Raw genomic sequence first — 19,024 nt, forward strand, 5'->3', positions numbered from 1 at the left:
AAGGAAAACCGTTTTCTGTTCTTACTTTTTGGCCATCCAAAATAAATACAACACTGCCTACTTTTGTTGCAGTGGTGTTAGCACGGATGTTCAAAGGAGGCAAAGCTGTTTTATCTAAAACACTTCCGTCAGGGATAGCTTGTATATCCTTGTCTGTATTTGCATTTACGAGCGTAAAGCTGCTCACTAAAGAGGACCGCTTAAATTTTATTAAGTTTCTGAAAGCGGAGACACTGTGCGAGAAAATGTTTGCTACCTCAATATCAGGCTTTTGGTCACCGTCCAAATCACTTATTTGCGGATGATTTGGACCGCTATTGGCCTTTAAAAATACAGGCTTGTCAAAAGAAAGGTGGCCACTGGTGCTTGTGTTTTTTAAAACAGAAAGTATGCCGTCCCAGTAATTATCGGTAACCAGGTCTGGCTTTCCATCACCATCTAAATCGGTGATGGAAGCAGAGTGGCAACCAGCCCCACCCGTGAAGAAGTCTATATGTTTTTCAAATAAAAGACTCCCAATAATACTTTTGTTCTGCAAGATGGAAATCCAGGCGGGCGCAAAATTGTTTCCAAAGCCAGCCACTACAATATCAGGCTCGCCATCCCCGTTCAAATCACCAATGGAAATGCCATTCGGCGTCTTATCTTCACTTATATTTATATCCACCCTGCTTGCCAAAGAAATGTGCCCTGGCGTGCTGGTATTCCTGAACAGTGAAATATATCCCACTCCTCTATTTCCTACTATAATATCGACTTTGCCATCGCCATCCAAATCACCCATTGCACACGCAAAAGGTTCTGAATTGGCACCTATTGTAAAGTCAAGCTTAGAAGCAAACGAAATATTTGCTGTTGTGCTGGTGTTTCTTAATATTGAGATACGCTCTGAGCCACGAGCAGTAATAACAATATCAGGTTTTCCATCTTTGTCTAAATCACCAATCGCAGAATAACTTGGCCCAACAGAGGTCGCAAAATCAGTTTTACTTCCGAAAGAAATATTACCTACGCTGCTTTGGTTTCGGAAAACCGAAATTGAATTAGTGAAATAGCCAGTTGCTCCTACATCTTGCTTTCCGTCCCCGTCAAAATCACCAATAAAGCAAGTTGTGGCATTCCCGGAAGTTTTCAGGTTTACCACTGAATCAAAGGTTACATTCCCATTGGTGCTCAGGTTCTTCAAAATAGTAACTGTTGGTGCATTGTAATCGCTAACAATTACATCAGGCTTTCCATCCCCATTAAAATCACTTAAATGATTATCCAATGGAGATATACCTGTTTCAAAATCGATATTCGCCGAAAATGAACTATCTGTAAAGGGGCCGGCCACACTTGCAAATGTAACAAGAAAAGGTTTAGACGAATAGGCTGTAAGTCCTTTGGTTGTTACCGTGATCGGCTGATAAGTTGTCCCGGTAGGGACATTCACTTTAAGCGTTGTAGCGGTTGCGGCAATAACAGTAGATTTTACGGCTCCGAAATAAACAATATTGTTTGCCGCAATGCTGCTGAAATGAGTACCTGTTATTGTTACTTCAGTGCCAACAGGACCATCAGCGGGCGTAAAAGAGGTAATTGTGGGTTGTGCAAATGTTTGTTGTACCAGTAAGCCGTTGAATATTATTATGATCAGGAGGAGATACGTTTTCCCTGACAAGAATGACTTCATCTGTTGACTAGTAGATGTTTGGTTACTCATAATGCAGAGTTTTTGGTGGTTAGATAATGTATTTATTTTATCACCCTTTCATTTTCTTTATCCATTTTGTTCTTTATCCATTTGGGCTGTTTTTTAATATCTACAGTTAACTTCCATTCCTGTTATATTTTATAGGAACATTCAAATCCATAACATTAGCATTTCCTTAAGTATCGCCTCCAACAGATCGTCCCCATACTACGTCTTTACCCACTGTTCCATAAGTGGCGGAAAACATAAGAATGAAGGAAGGAGAAAAAACGTAGAAAGCCTGAGTTTTCTAGAAACTGAATATTTTTCATAAAGAGAAGTTTTAGAAATTGGGAAGAAGATGAAGCAATTTTAAATGAAAGTTGCAACTCGAAAAAAAGTAAAATGTATTGCTAAATTATTTAAATCATATTGTAAATTTTGTGATATCAATCACAATCGGATCAGTTTTAGATGACACTTATCAATTTCACACTTTCTTTGGGTTTGTGTTCTTTAGCTTGATTCAGAGTGGCAAAATGCCCTTTCTTTTCCAAAGTTTTTAAGTTAAGCAGCCAAACTATCTCAAAAGAAACCTGAAGGCTAATAGCTATTTATATAGATAAAATTCGCTAACAACATTCTATGCTTTTGACCAAATTTCGATATCATAAATTTAACCAAAAACTCCGTAAGCCTGTATAGATTAAATGTTATTGCTTAGGTCATAAATACGTCCAAATTTAAACGCCGTTATGGTTCTAAATATTAACCATCAACCTGCTTTCATTCATAATGCAACGCTTCAATAGGATCGAGACGTGAGGCTTTTAGCGCAGGGTAATAACCGAAGAAAACGCCCGTTGCAAAGCAAACCATAAATGAAAGTAAAACCGAGGCTTGGGTTACCAGTGTCGGCCAATGGAGCAACGTAGTCACAAGTTTTGCAGCAGTAATTCCCAGCGCTACTCCAATCAATCCGCCGGTAACACCGATTAGAACAGCCTCGATCAGGAACTGCATCAGGATGTCTGTTCCCCTGGCTCCGATAGACATGCGCAGTCCTATCTCTTTGGTTCGTTCCGTTACAGATACATACATAATGTTCATGATTCCGATGCCGCCGACAACAAGAGAAATGCCTGCAATAACAGCAAGTAATATCGTAAGTATGCGGCTGGTTGAACTGAAAGTGCTGATGAGTTCAGCCTGGGTTCGTACTGTAAAATCATCATCTGTTCCCTTCTGCAGTCTGTGACTTATTCTGAGTGTTTGTTGTATTTCTTCTGCTGCTTTTTCCGTAGAATTCTCATCAGCTGCAGAGGCAAAAATGGTTTGATAATAGATAGTAGCGAGAACCCTTTTCTGCACAGTAGTAATCGGCGTAAGTATGACATCGTCCTGGTCTTGACCAAATGTATTCTCACCTTTTTTACTTAGCACACCAACTATTTTAAATGGTATATTTTTGAAACGAATGCTTTTGCCCACAACTGCTTCCCCGTTAGGAAAAAGATTGTTTATAACGGTTTGCCCAACAAGGCAAACCTTGGCAGCAGTTTTAACGTCCTGGTTTGTAAAAGGATTTCCATCCTGCAAGGGCCAGCCTCGGATAGATAGATAGTCAGGAGATACTCCCTGCAAACTTGTACTCCAGTTATAAGGTCCGTTAATCGCCTGGCCTCTTGCTGACAGCGAAGGTGAAACGGCATTAAGGTATTGCGGATGTTTTTGCAGGGCAACCACGTCGGGTTCTGAAAGTGCCTGCACACTTGTATTGTCCATCCTTGCTCCTCCTGTTACGTTGCTGATGGGTCTTATGGTGATCATATTGCTTCCCATACCCGAGATCTGGCTTTGAATACTTTGTTTCGAACCCTGCCCGATGGCGATCATCGAAATAACTGCTGCCACACCAATGATAATACCGAGCATGGTAAGAAAAGCACGCATTTTATTGCGTTGTATTGCTCGCCATGCTATCCGTAAAAGATTCGTAATTTTCATTTTGGTACAGTTTATTATTCAGTAAGTACGGGAAGATTTTGTAACACATCCCGTGCTTTTCGTACATTGTTATTTACGTCGTCTTTTATGATCCTGCCATCTCTCAGCGTGATGGTACGTTTGGTAAATGAAGCGATATCAGGTTCATGCGTTACAAAGACAATTGTTTTACCATGCACATTATTCAATTCCTGTATCAGCATCATGATCTCGTACGATGTCCTCGAGTCAAGATTGCCTGTTGCTTCATCTGCCAGTATCATTACAGGGTCATTTACCAGCGCCCTTGCGATGGCTACTCTTTGTTGTTGTCCGCCCGATAGTTGACTAGGAAGGTGATGCATCCTATTGGTAAGTTTAACGGCTTCCAGTGCACTCAGAGCTTTTTCCTTTCGTTCTTTTGCGGAAATTTCATTGTTGTACAATAAAGGCAATTCTACATTTTCTATGGCGGATGTTCTTGCTAATAAGTTATACGATTGAAATACAAAACCCAACTTCCTGTTGCGCAATGCGGCCAGTTCGTTTTTTGAAAGCTTACCTACGTTGGTGCCATCGAGAAAGTATTCTCCGCTTGTTGGCTTGTCGAGACAGCCCAAAATATTTAGTAATGTTGTTTTACCAGAACCACTGCTGCCCATAATGCTGATGAACTCACCAGGGTCGATAGTAAAGCTGATATCATTTAATGCTTTCACTGTTTCGTCGCCCATTTTAAATGCACGTACCAGGTTTTTTATTTCTACAATAGAACTCATTATTTATCTGTTTTTAATCGATGCACCGTAACTCACGTATTGTTGCTTTTATGTTACCAGCACCTGTTCTATGTTCAGCCCCGGTTGTGTCACTCACTTGTGCTGTATCTTTTTATGGCAGCAAATAAAGCTTCGCATATTCAGTCGTTTGTTGGTTCATACTGACGGATCAACTCCTACATGTCCCGTCATTGCGAGGAGCGACGACAAAGCAATCTGATGTTAGTATGAGTTACTGCTATATGTAAAGCAGATTGCTTCGTCGTCGTTCCTCCTCGCAATGACGAGTTACGAATCTTCAGTACAAGAGTGCGACGCAACAATGTTTCATAGTGGCATTCTTGCCTGGGCTCCAAAAATTGTATCACTGTTTTATCCCTGTTTTATTATGATCCGTCAATTTCTCGGGCTGCTTGTCGGCCTTCTTCTCATTTGAGGCATAAAAGGACTTCGCTGCGAATTATTGTCGTTTTTATTTTCGCCCGCTACAATGTTTGTTATTACGTCTTCATCGGGTCGCAGGCCCTTTATTACCTTCACATAAGTATCGTCGTTGAGGCTCGTTATAATTTTCTTTTCTGTTAATGTATCGTCCCTTTTTACCCATACAAACGATTTACGGAAATTTGCATTTTCACGATTAAAATTATTCGTAGAAACGTGCTGGTAAAACTCCTTCTGCTGATCGTTTTTTCCTCTACCTGTTCTACTTTCAGCCTTCCTGATGATGTAGTGTTTTAGCAGCGTAGAATCAGGTTTAAAATTCAGCGCCTTCGAAGGAATTAGCAAGGCATTGCTATCTTCCTGCAAATAAATATTGATGCTGGCTGTCATGCCCGGTTTTAGTTTCATGGCTTTATTATCAACATTTATCAGGGTTGTGTAGGTGACCACATTGGCTGTAACAGCAGGATGCAGTAAAACTTGTTCTACTTTACCGTGGAAGGTATCATCAGGAAATGCATCTACTGTAAATGTGGCGTTTTGGCCTGCACGTACTCCGCCTATATCTGCCTCGTCTACGGCAGCACGTACCTGCATCTTTGTAAGATCTTTAGCAATAACAAACAAAGTAGGCGCATTAAAACTAGAGGCGATGGTTTGCCCTGCGCTTACATTTCGGTTAAGTATCACCCCATTGATTGGCGAATAAATGTTTGTATAAGAAAGATTTTTTAGCGTTAGCCTCAATTGTGCGGCTGCATTAGCGACAGCAGCTTTGGCGCTGTTATATTGGTTAACAGCAACCTGGTAATCGGCTTTGCTGATGGCACCAAGGTTGAATAATTGATGTTGTCTTTCAAAGTTATTCTGCTGAAACTCGAGGTTGCTTTTTGCATTGGCAAGATTTGCTTTCGATTGCTCTGTTTGGGCCGTAATTATAGCAGGATCGACTTTGGCCAGCAACTGGCTTTGCCTTACAGTACTATTAAAATCAACGTACACTGTTTTAATCACACCAGATACCTGTGCACCTACAGAAACCGTATCTACCGGTTGAATGGTTCCGGTAGCGGTTACGCTCTTAGCTATATATCCATATCCTGGTTTAACGGTAACGAACATTACAGCCTGTTTTTTTTCTTTTGAATTGAAATAAAAGATCGCGGCTGCGGCTGCAACAACAATGGTCGAGAATAACAGAATCGTCTTCTTTTTCATTTCAATTAATATTTATAAAGACACCGGTTTGCCTATGTAGAATTCGTATACTTTTTGCTGCAAAACAGCGCTGTACTTTGCCTGCGTAAATTGCTGCACTGCCTGCACGTACTGGTTCCGTTGCTGCAAAAGATCGTAAGCGTTAATGGCTCCCAGCTTCGATTGTTCATTTGCTATACGGTAACTTTCAGTGGCTGCTAGCAATTGCTGGTTAGCTGCTTCGTAAGCTTGTTTTGCGTTTACTGCATTTAAGTATGCCCGTTCTACTGTCTGCGATAAAACCAGCTGGTTATTTTTCAAATTGAGATAAGCCTGTTTGTACTGGATATTGGCTTTTGCAAGGTTGGTCTTGTTGATACGATTGGAAAAAATCGGGATGGATAACGTTACTCCTAAGCGCTGGTAAAAATTATGGCCTACTTGGGTAAAGTAGCCTGTTTTTGGAGAAATTGAATTGGTAATAACGTCGTTATACCCCGTGCCCAAAGACCCAGTTGCAGTAAGTGCGGGTTTAAAGCTGGCTCTAGCTTTTACAATATCCAGTTCCGCAATATTTACTCCCAATTTGCCAATTTTAATTTCAGGAAAGTTTAGCAGCGCCGCTTGTTGAACGTCATAAAGAGAAGGCATTTCTTCAGCAACTTCAACAGAAGGCGGAGTAACAATATCAAATATTATATCGGTAGGTAATTGCAGAATTTGTTTTAACGCCAGCACGTTTTGCCTGATGGCATTTTGTGTTTGTACCAACAAATATTTGTCGCTTGCCAACTGTGCCTGCAGTTGCAACAACTCTTTCTTTGCAATGCTTCCGGCGTCATAAAACTGTTGTCCTTGCTTTACCCTTGCTTCTGAGCTATTGACAAGGTCAGTGATATATTTTAGGTTTTCCTTCGAAAAGAGTATATCCAGGTAAGCCTGCGTGATCGACAAAGTAATGTTGTTGAGCGATTGCTGTACAGAAAGTCCTGCCGATTGTGTAAGGAGGTCTCTTTGCCTGATATTGTTGTTGATGTAATTGTTATTCCATAAGACAATAGATGAGTTAAGCGTATAATTTCCGTTGCTTGTTAACTGTTTTAAAGCGTTGCCATCTCGTGCCGTATTCGTATTACTATTTTCGAAAATATTATTAACAGATGCTGATAGGCCAGGTATTTTAACACCTTTTGCTGCCTCGAGGTCCTGCTCGGTAAATTGTTCATCTAACCGAAGTGAATTGACCTGGATGTTGTGGTCTGCAGCGTATCTAAAACAATCCTCGATGCTCCATTTTCTTGCAGAGTCCGACACCTGTGCATGCATGCACTTGCACACTACAAACGCAGAAAGTAAAAGGAGGTATCGCATCAACAGTTTCATTTCAAAAATGTATACAGCAGTTACTGCCGTTCCGGCCTTTTTATCGGCTTATATTCTCTTATTGGAGATGTCACCTTTGCCGGCTGATCAACTTGTTTTTGGTTTAAATTAATATTTCGAGGAGGCCTGGTAATTGGAGGTTTTGTGCCTGTTTTATTTTCCCAACGATCATTTCTCCTTTCCTGGTAACCCGGTTTCCAAAAAAGATTTTTTCGGTTGTTTTCATTAAAGCCTCTCAGAGCTTCGAGATCCATTCTTCTGTAATAATTCCGGTAGTAATAATGCGGATAGTGGTATACATAATAATGGTGGCGCATCCATGGTTGAAAGACCCGGAAATTGAGTGCAACCACAAATCCATTGAATAGGTCGTAGCCGGCGTAAATGGATGGCAACGCTGGCGAGAAAATCCATTGTCCGTTGCCGAAGTAAACGAATTGCTGCCTCGATAGATCATAATAGACTTCAATATCCGGCAGGTAGTAGTACCTCACTCCCGGATAGTAAGCAGGCGCCCAGGGAGGATTTACATAATGCACACCACCTTCTACATACGAAGGCGTGTCGCAGCTTGTTGCTGCTGCCAGTGCAGTTACCAGTGCAATCGAGAACCATGTTTTTTTAAAGCTTTTCATATTCCGCACTTGCGATAACAGGCCGCTAAACAACATGTTATACCCGGCTTTTATATCTACCTTGTCGCTGTATTATTAGATCAAATGTTGCAATTTTCTACATCATTTATACTGATTTAAATCAATAACATTGCTGATTTTGGATACCGTCCTCAATTGCAGTTTATCATTATTCCAGAAAAAATTTCTACTATCTTATGGCTCCAGAAATAGAAAATAGCGATGAGCTTTCGAAGTACACCATTTTCTTTAACTAATGTAGGCCCACTATGCCGAAGTAATAATAAAATGCGAAAAGTCAAGCACGGATATCATAGTTGCCAGAAATCCATGAGCTATAGAAGAATGCCTTTATGATGTTAAAATTTGCGTAAAACCCTTTTGAAGTTTTAGAGATAAGGTCTAGTAATAGTAGAAGCTCACAGCTGAGGAAGAGGCACAAAAGATAAACAAATTAGGGCTGGAAAGAAATGAAGGCAAACATTCGAAACTAACCCAGAAGAATGTCCTAATTGGATTTCATCAGTTGAACGAAAGGTAATTCGAAAATAATAGAATGAAAGGTTAGAGAACAAATAGCCTGCAAATAATTTGAAGAACAAAGGATTTATTTCTAACTTTTTTGCCGGGCTTTCATTTTCCACTCATCGAGAAGCTCTTTTTCAGTTTTGAGAGGCGGGTTTGTGTCTGTTTTTTTTATGAAAATGGTAATGTTCTTTTTTATCTCAGCCTGTTGTTTTAATGTAGCTGTTATAACTACAGAGTCAAGTTTATACGAACTGTCAATAATTAGGCTGTTACCGTCCCACTTGCCTGCAGAGCTCGTAAACGTAACTTCATCGCTCATCAGTGGAATATAACTGCCGTCGGTGCGTTTACCATCAACGTTTATGTAATTGTAAACGCCTTTTTTGAGGCTATCGGTATAAAGGTTAAATGATATGCTTTCCACCTTTTGGGCAACGGCCGTAAAAGCAAATAACACAAAGAATATAAAAAATAGTTTTTTCATTTTTTTAAAATCCTACCCGGCGGCTGTTAAGCGAATTGATGTTGGATACCCCTATCAATTCGTCATGCCTTCCCGATAATGAACGGTAATATACCAATACAGTATATTCATTTTCGCTTTCCCAATAATCGCCTTCTGTTTGTTCTGTCAAAGGTTCACTATTTGGATTGTGCAGATCTTTTGTAACATAGATATAGGAGTAGTAGCCTTGTTTTAGATATAGTGTTTTTTCGTACACTCCTTTATCTGCGTTATAGGTCATGGCACTGGTATCATCAAGATTGTATTTATTCATCTCCCCTACCACAAAAACTTTTTTGTCAGCAAAAGGCTGGTTGCCTTTAGGGACAAAAGTAAAATGAACATTAGCATAGTCAGATTGCCACCATGGATTAGAAACTTCAGTAGACTCCACGTAATAAAAACCATTGTAGTCCACAAATTTCAGGTACCGAGCCTGGGTTCTTTCTCCATCAGGCTTTAGATAAATATGAATGTTGCTGGGTGCGTATTCAGCCCTGTCAACCCGCTCTGTTTGTAAACGAAAACTGCGAAGGTCGGCCCAGCGAAATTCTCTTCCAGCAGGAAAAACCAAAACGTTTTCATTATTAAACTCCATCATATTGTTTCTGATGAATGTTGGGGGAATATTCATTTTTGCATTATCCCACCGGTAATTTTGCAACACCACAGCTTTAATCTGTTGTATAGGATTTACAACATTTAACTGTCCTTTATTTACCTGGAACTGCACTTTCTGATGCGTCTTGAACAGTTCTGCATTAAATGGCTGCGTTATTGATAACCCTACTTCTGCCTGCTTATCATACACTAACAGACGACGGGTAAAAGCAAGTTTGCTGGTATCGCCATCTAAAAAAATTTTTAACAAATAATTGCCACTTTTAGAGGGAGCACAATTTCGGTCGGGAAGTATGGCCTGGTAATGAACATATTTTGTCTGTGATATGGAGGAGAGCCTGTACTGGTTGAGGCGTACCTCGCTAAAGCCTTTTAAATAATCGAAAGTGCTTAGGTTAACAGGCGACCAGTCAGCGTTGCAAAGTTGAAAAGTATAAAAATAATTTTTTACCCGTCCATCAAGGTCATCAAAATGAAGTTCAAGCAGGTCGCCGCTGTTGAGAGCGATGATAGGATAACCGAGTTGGTTTCCCTGCATAAAGAGCTTCACACCGTGTATATTATGCATATACGTAACATCCGGACTTTGTCCGTAACAGATTACAGAAACAGTAAGAGCAAGCCAAAAAGATAATAATCGGATCATGCAAAAAGATTATGAATACTCTAACCTACAACATATAAATGATTTTGTTGCATTCATTTCATCAATGTAGTTTTGGCAATAATCTAAAATCATGCCGATTGAACGTTCCAGTTTTTATAGCCACACGCATTGCCTTTAACTCACAACAATCCTTTTCCCGTTTTATTATCAGGCTTGCCATAACTGCAACTGCAGTAAGTGTAGCTGCCATGATTCTCACACTTGCTTTTGTAAATGGCTTCCAGGAAACAGTGAGCCAAAAAGTGTTTAGTTTCTGGGGGCATTTGCGCTTGCAGCAGTATGAGCCGAGTAAAGCGTTGGTGGCAGAAGAAAGTCCGTTGACAAAAAATGATTCGATAATAAATGGACTTAAAAAGCTACGCGACATAGAAACCATACAGCCTTTTGCAACAAAAAGTGCAGTACTGCAGCAGCAAACGAACATTGAGGGAATTTTGTTTAAAGGGGTAGAGAAAACGTACAATTTTGCCAACTTAAAAAACTTTTTACGCCAGGGACGGTGGCCGTCTTTTTCTGATACATTATATAGTCATGATATTGCAGTATCTGCGGCAATAGCTGACCAGCTACAAATAAAATTAAATGATAGTATTAAGATACATTTTATAGATGCTGCGGGGGGAAAAAGCAGTTTCAGAAGATTGAAGGTTAGTGGGATCTTTAAGACAGGTATTGAAGAATATGACAACCTTTTTGCCATTGGCGACCTGCGGCTTATACAAAGATTAAACAATTGGCAACCGGAAGAAATTGGTGGATATGAAGTATTTCTCCATAATTACAAAATGATGGACAGCGTTAACGGAACGATTCTAAACAGCGATCTTATACCGCCAAACTGGACCAGCAAAACAGTAAGAGAAGTCTATCCCAATATTTTTGATTGGTTGGGGATACAGGACGTAAACCGGAACGTCATATTTATTGTGATGGCTGTTGTTGCCATTATAAACCTGGTTACGTGCCTGCTCATCCTGGTGCTGGAAAGAACAAGAATGGTTGGTATTTTAAAAGCCATTGGCAGCAGCGATGCCATTATTCAAAAAATATTTTTGTTTAATGCTACTTACATAACACTTATAGGCGCTGGGGCGGGTTTTATATTTGGTGTGGGGCTATGTCTTCTGCAACAAAAAACAGGCTTCATCACTCTAAATGAGTCGGCTTATTACGTATCTGTCGCCCCGGTAAAATTAATTTGGTGGCAAGTGGCAGCCGTATGTGGAGGAACTGTTGTGGTTTGTTTTCTTTCATTAATACTTCCTACACTAATAGTTAAAAGCGTGCAGCCCGTAAAAGCTATACAGTTTAGATAATGTCTCAACGGCTAGTGAGAGCAAATCAACATAAACCAGCATTTATTGCTTTTACAATTATAAACACATGCTAAAGAAAACCCATTCAATGAAATATATTTACTACTGCCTCTTTTTATGCATTTTCCAGTCTGTATCAGCACAGCCGGCACAATATACAGTTGCCAACGCGCATTCACACAATGATTATGAACAGGCTGATCCCTTTTGGGCTGCCTATAATGCCGGGTTCGGATCTATTGAGGCTGATATTTTTTTACGGGAAGGCCAGCTTCTTGTAGCGCATGAAGAAAAAGAACTTGTATATAAAAGATCATTGGAAGATCTATATTTAAAACCGCTGCAGTCATGTATAGAAAAGCAAAAAGGTTTTGTTTATAATGATACAACAAAACAACTGCAGTTATTGATAGATATCAAGACCGATTCTATCGCCACATTAAATAAACTCATTACGGTTCTGCAACAATATCCCACATTAATTAACAACCCTTCATTAAAAATAGTTATTACGGGTGGCCGGCCGGTTCCCGATAAATTTCCCACATATCCTCCTTACATACTTTTTGACGGAAACGTTGGCACTCGGTATAGCCAGGCATCACTTGATAAAATAGCTATGTTGAGTTCCAGCTTCAAAAATTACTCACAATGGAATGGAACAGGCAGTATCACAAAAAAGGAAAAAGCATTGTTAAAAGCTGAAATCGATAACGCTCATGCTTTGCATAAGCCGGTCAGGTTTTGGGAAGCACCTGATACAACAAATGCATGGTATCAGCTGATGCGTTTACAAATAGATTTTATTAATACAGATCATATTAACCAACTTGCAGCTTTTTTAAACAAGTACAGCAAAACGAGATAAGCCTCGTTGTCTAAAAATAAGTCTTCCTGTGTTTTTACAGTGGTTGTACATTCACTACTTTTTATTATTTGTTACATAGTTAATTAGGGAAAACAAATCATATGTTTACAAGTGGAGACATTGTATAAATCTACAATATCTCCTCACTTTTTACTCTTATTTCCACAAAAAGCGCTGGCAGGAATATTGGATTGGTGAAGATGTTTATCAAAACCAGTAACAATTTTAATTACTAAAAAAAGACACATGAAGAAAGTAATTTTTGGAAGCGCTTTAGTTTTAGCTTTGGCATCGTGTGGTGGCTCGGGCGATAATAGCACGAGCACTACTGACAGTACAACAAATAGTTCTGAAAGTATGAGTAGCGGTAGCGCATCAGTAAGCGGAACAGCTGCCGATACAGGTTCTATGATGTCAGATTCTTTGGGAACAACTGGCAGCAGCTCAGGAGCTGCTGGAGTAAATGGTAGTGGTAGTGGTGCAGGAGCGAGTAGTTCTGGAGCTTCAGGTACCAGCGGTAGTGGTACAGGCACTAGTGGAAGCGGTGGAAGTTCAAGCCGTCCTTAATGGCGATCTAGATACATTGCGATAAAGATTAAAAGCTATTTTCTTAGAAAATAGCTTTTAATCTTTATATGACTTCCTTGTCTTATTTAAGAAATTACTTATTACAATTCTTTTTATGGTATCTTTTTAGTCCTTTACACTGTCATTTTCTTAGGTAACTTGATTTTTAAAAATACTTATATTCGAGAATGCAATTTTTAAAACAGGAAAGTGTTTTAATTTTTATAGACATTAATGAATACAAAATGTTGTCAGCTAGTACATTTGCACGGGCATGAAAAATAATATTATTATTAGAAAGATTGATTTGAACGACAACCAGGAGCTTGCATCAATTGTGAGAACGGCTCTTGCTGAGTTTGGTGCCGATAAGCCCGGGACTGTATATTACGATAATACAACTGATCATCTGTATGAGCTTTTTCAACAACCGGGAAGCTTATATTATGTAGCTCAACGCGGTGAGAAACTACTTGGAGGAGCCGGCATATTTCCTTCTGATGGCTTACCTGTAAAAACATGTGAACTGGTGAAAATGTATTTGCGCGCGGAAGCACGAGGACAGGGCTTAGGTAAATTATTAATAGAAAAATGTCTTGAATTTGCAAGGATGTATGGTTATGAACAAGTGTATATAGAAACAATGCCGGAACTAAGCAAAGCGGTTAGTATTTACGAAAAATTCGGATTTAAATATTTAAAAGGTCCTATAGGAAATACGGGCCATTTTGGATGCGATGTATGGATGCTAAAGAAGCTGTAAAGGAGTGGCTAAAAAGCATAAAGTAAAGACTTTACATAAAATCATTGAAATGCTAGGTGCCGCAAAAATTATTGTTTTGCTTATTACTATCCGGTATCAGTTATCTCCACTAATTCTACTTCAAATACGGGGCTGAATAAATACACTTTTTTTGTTCCCACTTCTTCACATCGGTATCTTTTCCGCAGTCTTTCTCCTTTTTTAAAAGTTCTGCCATCTTTCATTCTAAATACTGCATAAGCCGGTATTTCTTCTACCAGCATCTGACCTTCATTTCTCGGGTCATACCTTCTTAAAACCCTCATCAGGCTTTCTTCTGCACAACTGCTTGCGCCGGGATTATGCAAAGTTGCTAAAAGCTCCCTTTCAATATCAGCCGGAAAGATTTTTGTTTGAATAAACTGCGCAAGCAACTGTCCAAAAAGCGTTTTCCACTCACGACCGTGCGATTGCACCCGGTTTGCATACTTTTCGAAAGTAAGCAGGTGAGCAAGCTCGTGCAGCAGGGTTATTAGGAATGAATACGCATTTAAATTTCCATTTACACTTATGCGATGGTTACGGCTATTATGTGCATTTCTATAATCACCTAAAATTGATTTACGCTCACGTGCTATAGTAAGGTGCACTTTATACTGCTGCAAATAAGCAGCTACCGGAAGAAAAGTACCAGCTGGCAAATATTCAGCTAAAGCCTGCAAAGGATGCTCAGTTTTTGACATTCTTTCTAGCGTTGCTTTGTTTCATTATAACTGAAAGTTCAACAAAAGTATATAGAAGATACAAACCCATAGAAGCAAATAAAGCAGGTTTATTTAAGTTTTTACCTGAAGCCAGAATGTAGATAAAAGCTGCGCCGGCGCAGGCAAACAATTTAATTAAGATAGCTCCATAAGCATTTCTTAAAAAAGCATTTGTATCTGCAGCATTTATTCCTTTACTTAAAAAATGGATGGAAACAGTAGTGATAATGTAAACAAATAAATTTCCTCCACTCAGTACCTGCCAGTCAAATCCGTGAGACTGAAGAAACTGCCTGAGTATGAATATTAAAGCTGCAATAATTAAAAAAACAACAACAAGGGGAATAATACTTTTATTGAACATTTTTACTTTTTAGAGGTATCCTTAATAACTTGCCAAATTATCACAACCAATACCAATAAAGGTAATATCCAAACCAGTAAAGGTGTTGAAAAGGAAAGCCACTTATCTAACTTCATGCCTGCAAATACAGCAAGAGCAAGGCTTAGCATTATCTGGGTGGCCAGGCCAAGGTACTTTAGCAAGAGTTGGTCATTTCCTTTTGGCGCTTTTTCCATGCTTATGATTTAGTCATAGGTGTGAATGATTTCTCTATTAATTAATATATGAATAATACAAAAACTTTACCTTTTTGCACACTTCGTTGCAAATATAGAGATAGAAAGGGTTTGATTAATATGTTACAGCTACCTCTAATCTTGACTATGCCTCAGTCCTTCAGCTACTTTAAATATATGAATGATATAGGGAAACAAAGCGTCCATTGTTTCTTCAGCGCCACGCGTTGATCCTGGCAATGTAAGAACCAATGTATTTTTTATAAATCCTGAAACCCCGCGAGATAACATCGCGTATGGCGTGCGCTCCTGTCCATAGCTACGGGCTGCTTCCATAATTCCCGGGATGTTTCTTTCTATCAGCACCTCAATGGCCTCAGGCGTTACATCCCGCTTTGATAAACCTGTACCTCCTGTAAAAATAACCAGGCCAAAACCTTCTTCGCTCAATTGCTTTACTGTCGTTTGTATAACATCAAATTCGTCTGGAATAATCTTATAAACTGAAGCATTTAACCCACTTTGCTCCATTTTTTTAATAACAGCTTTTCCCGCAAAATCCTGCTTAGAACCAGCCGCAACACTGTCCGAGCATACAATTACTGCACATTTTATTGCATGAGGTGGAAAATCTTTAAAATCTGATTTTCCACCTTTTTTGCTTTCTAATTTTATGGTTGATATTTCTACGGCTTTATCAATCGGTTTTAGCATGTCATACATTGTTAATGCTGTTATTGAAGCACCATGCATAGCTTCAACCTCTACCCCTGTGCGGTAAATGGTGTGCACTTCTACAGAGATGATGATATTAAGACCATCTATGTCATGTTTTATTGCGGTATACTCGACCGGCAAGGGATGACAATCGGGAATAACATCGCTTGTTTTCTTTACCGCCAACAGCCCGGCAGCTCGCGAAAACTCAAAAACATCGCCTTTTGGCACCTGCCTTTTTTGAATTGCATCTATGGTTTCCTGTTTTGATACTTTTACTATTGCGGTTGCAATTGCTTTGCGTAAACTGCTTACTTTATGTGTTATATCAACCATGTTATTTATTTTCTTTCCATTGATAGCTCTCATCTTCAAGCAATTCCTTGCCCCAAACAGGTAACTCTGCTTTTATTCTTTCCACGGTTTCTTCGCACGCCTCTATGGCCATTTTACGATGCTTTGATGAAGTGAATACAAATAAACTTAATTCTCCCGCCGCCACTTTACCAAGACTATGATATACATGCATACACGTTAAAGCATACTTTGAAAACATATCCTCACGTATTTCCTGCATTTTTTCAAGGGCCATTTCTTCATATGTTGTGTAATCTATTGCGGCAACTTTTTTATCTCCGATTATATCATCTCTCACTTGTCCAAGAAAAATGCTGTGTGCACCAATATCTGTTTTGGTGCTGTGTTTTTGGATACTGTCCGCGATAAAACCTGCAGGAATTGGGCCCTGCATAAATATATTTTTTATTTTTTTGTCTGCCATAGTCGTTTGTTATCAACGTTCATATTTTTGGTAACAGGCGATACAATTTCTATTAGACACCGTTGCGTCGCACACTTCAGCTGCAACAACAAATAAGCAATTGTATTTACCGCTGAAGCCCTAAACTTTTCAAGGTTTCCAATTTACAATGCCACCTTTTAAACTATATATTTTTTTTGAATTGCCAAAAGTATCGGATAATACTTTAGCAGCCTGCATACTTCTTCCTCCTGATTGACAAAATGTAATTAAAATTTCTGTGTTCAGCTTCGAAGTTTGTTCAGCAACTTCACGCAGAGGAATATGAACATGAGAAAATTCTTTTATCACCGGTTGTTCACCAAATTCTCTCACATCGATTACAGTAATATTATTTTTATTTAGCAAGGCATTGAATCGTGCGGAATCTATTTCAAAAGAATTGGGTGCAGAGCAAGACCAATCATAATCAATATTTTTAAAAGAAATTTTATCTTTTGGAATAAAAGAAGCAGTATGCTCAGATGCAGACATTGACAATTCGTACAGTTCGTTTGTTAGTGCATTGTAGGTTAGTAAACGATTAACCAAAGGCTGACCAATGCCTGTAATAAGTTTAATAGTTTCATTAGCCTGCATACTGCCGATTATACCAGGAAGAACACCTAAAACACCGGCAGTGGCACAGTTCATTACTTCATTGTCTTCAGGAGCAACGGGAAATAAATCACGGTAGTTAACCTTTTTTTCATTTTTGCTATTAGCGCAATTAAAAACAGCCACCTGGCCTTCAAACCTTGAGATGGCTGCGTACACCAATGGTTTGTTTAGTAACACACAAGCATCATTTATCATATAGCGGGATGAGAAGTTGTCTGTACCATCTACAACTATGTCGTATTCATCAATTACATCCAATGCATTTTGATTAGTAAGCCGAAAATTGTAAGGAATTATTCTAATATCGGGGTTTAGACTTTGCAGCACGGCAGTAGCCCGTTCTGCCTTAGGCAGACCGATATCATTAGTAGTATATAAAACCTGCCGGTGCAAATTGGTGAGGGATACAACGTCGTTGTCAACGATACCAATTGTGCCCACCCCTGCTGCTGCAAGATATTGCAAAGCAGGACATCCTAATCCGCCGGCCCCAATTACCAATACTTTTGATCGCAACAGTTTCTGCTGACCCGCTTCACCAATTTCCTTCAGCAGCATTTGCCGCTGGTATCGCTCGTATGATTTGTTTTCATTCATATTTTATCCACCTGAAAATGGGGGCAAAAGGGCAATCGTATTATTGTTGCTTAAAACAGTGTTTTCTTTCACTATCTTTTTATCAACAGCAATTGCATATTTAGCACTCTTTAAAGCAGGATATGCAGTAGCCAGCCGTTCAACAAGCTGATTCGTATCTGTTACATCTTCAACAGCAATAGCGCTCGTTCCTGTTATGTCTACGATTTGCCCGAATATAATAACATTTATCTGCATGGATATTTTATTAAACTTGTTGCTTTTTCAACCTCAAAACCTTATTTAGGCATGAGTAAATAATAATTTATAAGCCGCCAGAAGTAAAACAGACGCAAGAATATTTTTTAATATAGTTTGTTTAAACCGCAAGGCCCCGAAATACGCGCCGCAAAGGCCACCGGCAAAGGCGATAATCACATACCAATACATATCTGCACTAAAATGTATGCCTTTTGTTAATTGACCAGTTAATCCTGCTAATGAATTTACGAAAATAAACATCGCACTTATTGCTGCAGTCTGTTTCTGATCTGTCCATTTTAATAACAAAATAATTGGAGACAAAATAATTCCTCCCCCTATTCCAATCATTCCGGAAAGCAGTCCTATAGAACCACCTATCACTAATGAAAGAATTATATCAGGCTTTTTTGTCTCATCTATTTTGGGATTTTTAAAAATTAAAAACCTTACTACCGGTATCAATAACAACAGGCCAAGTATTTTTTTATAGATTGTTCCATCGAGTACCAGCAATCCTCCTATAAATGACATTGGTATAGAAGCTATTGCTAAAGGAACAAATATTTTCCATTTAAAATGTTTGCCCCTGTAGTATTGAATAAATGAAGTAAGGGATACAAAAAGATTTAGCATTAAGGCGGTCGGCTTCATTACTTCAGGTGTAACACTAAAAATTGCCATCAATGCAAGATATCCACTTGCTCCGCCATGCCCTACTGATGCATATAAAAATGCAACAAGAAACAACAAAAAGTAAAAAAGCATAAAATTTTCCGCCATTCCAAAATGCA

The 19,024-nt window shown here is 39.1% G+C and carries 20 protein-coding genes; 4 read left to right on the forward strand and 16 right to left on the reverse strand.

Features of this window, described 5'->3' with window-relative positions; translation table 11 throughout:
• The 8 genes from B154_RS27235 to B154_RS0100040 all read right to left on the reverse strand — a co-directional run.
• The coding region (locus B154_RS27235; protein WP_211217440.1) for an FG-GAP-like repeat-containing protein at positions 1 to 1,705 on the reverse strand (1,705 nt) is incomplete at its 3' end.
• A gap of 756 nt (positions 1,706 to 2,461) precedes the next feature.
• Positions 2,462 to 3,682, reverse strand: coding sequence for an ABC transporter permease (locus B154_RS0100010; RefSeq protein WP_018610826.1), 1,221 nt, complete (start codon positions 3,680 to 3,682; stop codon positions 2,462 to 2,464).
• Between the two features lie 14 nt (positions 3,683 to 3,696).
• Entirely contained in the window at positions 3,697 to 4,440 is a 744-nt protein-coding gene (locus tag B154_RS0100015) for an ATP-binding cassette domain-containing protein (RefSeq protein WP_018610827.1), read from the reverse strand.
• 396 nt (positions 4,441 to 4,836) lie between these two features.
• Positions 4,837 to 6,102 (reverse strand): efflux RND transporter periplasmic adaptor subunit, encoded by a 1,266-nt coding sequence (locus tag B154_RS0100020; RefSeq protein WP_018610830.1) that lies wholly within the window; start codon positions 6,100 to 6,102, stop codon positions 4,837 to 4,839.
• A gap of 12 nt (positions 6,103 to 6,114) precedes the next feature.
• Complete coding sequence (locus tag B154_RS0100025) at positions 6,115 to 7,464, reverse strand: TolC family protein (RefSeq protein WP_033410804.1); 1,350 nt, start codon at positions 7,462 to 7,464, stop codon at positions 6,115 to 6,117.
• A 20-nt stretch (positions 7,465 to 7,484) separates the two neighbouring features.
• Positions 7,485 to 8,099, reverse strand: a complete 615-nt coding sequence (locus B154_RS30375; RefSeq protein ID WP_157580310.1) for a hypothetical protein — start codon at positions 8,097 to 8,099, stop codon at positions 7,485 to 7,487.
• 613 nt (positions 8,100 to 8,712) lie between these two features.
• The gene (locus B154_RS27245) at positions 8,713 to 9,111 is read right to left on the reverse strand and encodes a hypothetical protein (protein ID WP_018610836.1); all 399 of its coding nucleotides are present in this window, start codon (positions 9,109 to 9,111) and stop codon (positions 8,713 to 8,715) included.
• A 4-nt stretch (positions 9,112 to 9,115) separates the two neighbouring features.
• Entirely contained in the window at positions 9,116 to 10,399 is a 1,284-nt protein-coding gene (locus B154_RS0100040; protein WP_018610838.1) for a type IX secretion system plug protein, read from the reverse strand.
• A 98-nt stretch (positions 10,400 to 10,497) separates the two neighbouring features.
• Here B154_RS0100040 and B154_RS0100045 point away from each other — a divergent pair, with 98 nt between their 5' ends.
• The 4 genes from B154_RS0100045 to B154_RS0100070 all read left to right on the forward strand — a co-directional run bounded on the left by B154_RS0100045 (position 10,498) and on the right by B154_RS0100070 (position 13,934).
• The gene (locus B154_RS0100045; RefSeq protein WP_026259854.1) at positions 10,498 to 11,736 is read left to right on the forward strand and encodes an ABC transporter permease; all 1,239 of its coding nucleotides are present in this window, start codon (positions 10,498 to 10,500) and stop codon (positions 11,734 to 11,736) included.
• Between the two features lie 88 nt (positions 11,737 to 11,824).
• A complete protein-coding gene (locus B154_RS27250; RefSeq protein ID WP_018610842.1) occupies positions 11,825 to 12,604 on the forward strand; it encodes a phosphatidylinositol-specific phospholipase C/glycerophosphodiester phosphodiesterase family protein in 780 nt (259 codons plus the stop codon).
• A 246-nt stretch (positions 12,605 to 12,850) separates the two neighbouring features.
• The gene (locus tag B154_RS27255; RefSeq protein WP_018610846.1) at positions 12,851 to 13,171 is read left to right on the forward strand and encodes a hypothetical protein; all 321 of its coding nucleotides are present in this window, start codon (positions 12,851 to 12,853) and stop codon (positions 13,169 to 13,171) included.
• A gap of 274 nt (positions 13,172 to 13,445) precedes the next feature.
• Positions 13,446 to 13,934: a GNAT family N-acetyltransferase gene (locus B154_RS0100070; RefSeq protein ID WP_018610850.1), complete on the forward strand. Its 489-nt coding sequence runs from the start codon at positions 13,446 to 13,448 to the stop codon at positions 13,932 to 13,934.
• Between the two features lie 86 nt (positions 13,935 to 14,020).
• Here the strand turns inward: B154_RS0100070 and B154_RS0100075 are convergent, their stop codons facing one another.
• From B154_RS0100075 to B154_RS0100110, 8 genes are all read right to left on the reverse strand, one after another.
• Positions 14,021 to 14,656, reverse strand: a complete 636-nt coding sequence (locus B154_RS0100075) for a SprT-like domain-containing protein (RefSeq protein ID WP_018610852.1) — start codon at positions 14,654 to 14,656, stop codon at positions 14,021 to 14,023.
• The gene (locus B154_RS0100080) at positions 14,643 to 15,041 is read right to left on the reverse strand and encodes a hypothetical protein (RefSeq protein ID WP_018610854.1); all 399 of its coding nucleotides are present in this window, start codon (positions 15,039 to 15,041) and stop codon (positions 14,643 to 14,645) included. Before B154_RS0100080 ends, B154_RS0100075 begins: the two co-directional genes overlap by 14 nt.
• Before the next feature lie 2 nt (positions 15,042 to 15,043).
• A complete protein-coding gene (locus B154_RS0100085; RefSeq protein ID WP_018610856.1) occupies positions 15,044 to 15,256 on the reverse strand; it encodes an AtpZ/AtpI family protein in 213 nt (70 codons plus the stop codon).
• A 135-nt stretch (positions 15,257 to 15,391) separates the two neighbouring features.
• Positions 15,392 to 16,309 carry a bifunctional molybdenum cofactor biosynthesis protein MoaC/MoaB gene (gene moaCB, locus B154_RS0100090; protein WP_018610858.1) on the reverse strand — a complete coding sequence of 306 codons (918 nt, stop codon included), beginning with the start codon at positions 16,307 to 16,309 and terminating at the stop codon, positions 15,392 to 15,394.
• Between the two features lies 1 nt (position 16,310).
• Positions 16,311 to 16,754, reverse strand: coding sequence for a molybdenum cofactor biosynthesis protein MoaE (locus B154_RS0100095; protein ID WP_018610860.1), 444 nt, complete (start codon positions 16,752 to 16,754; stop codon positions 16,311 to 16,313).
• Positions 16,755 to 16,883: 129 nt separating this feature from the next.
• Positions 16,884 to 17,990: a HesA/MoeB/ThiF family protein gene (gene moeB, locus B154_RS0100100; protein WP_018610862.1), complete on the reverse strand. Its 1,107-nt coding sequence runs from the start codon at positions 17,988 to 17,990 to the stop codon at positions 16,884 to 16,886.
• A gap of 3 nt (positions 17,991 to 17,993) precedes the next feature.
• Positions 17,994 to 18,227: a MoaD/ThiS family protein gene (locus tag B154_RS0100105; RefSeq protein ID WP_018610864.1), complete on the reverse strand. Its 234-nt coding sequence runs from the start codon at positions 18,225 to 18,227 to the stop codon at positions 17,994 to 17,996.
• A gap of 45 nt (positions 18,228 to 18,272) precedes the next feature.
• The gene (locus B154_RS0100110; protein WP_033410808.1) at positions 18,273 to 19,013 is read right to left on the reverse strand and encodes a sulfite exporter TauE/SafE family protein; all 741 of its coding nucleotides are present in this window, start codon (positions 19,011 to 19,013) and stop codon (positions 18,273 to 18,275) included.
• Between the last annotated feature and the right edge of the window lie 11 nt (positions 19,014 to 19,024).

It is taken from the genome of Segetibacter koreensis DSM 18137 (assembly GCF_000374045.1).
Lineage (GTDB): Bacteria > Bacteroidota > Bacteroidia > Chitinophagales > Chitinophagaceae > Segetibacter > Segetibacter koreensis.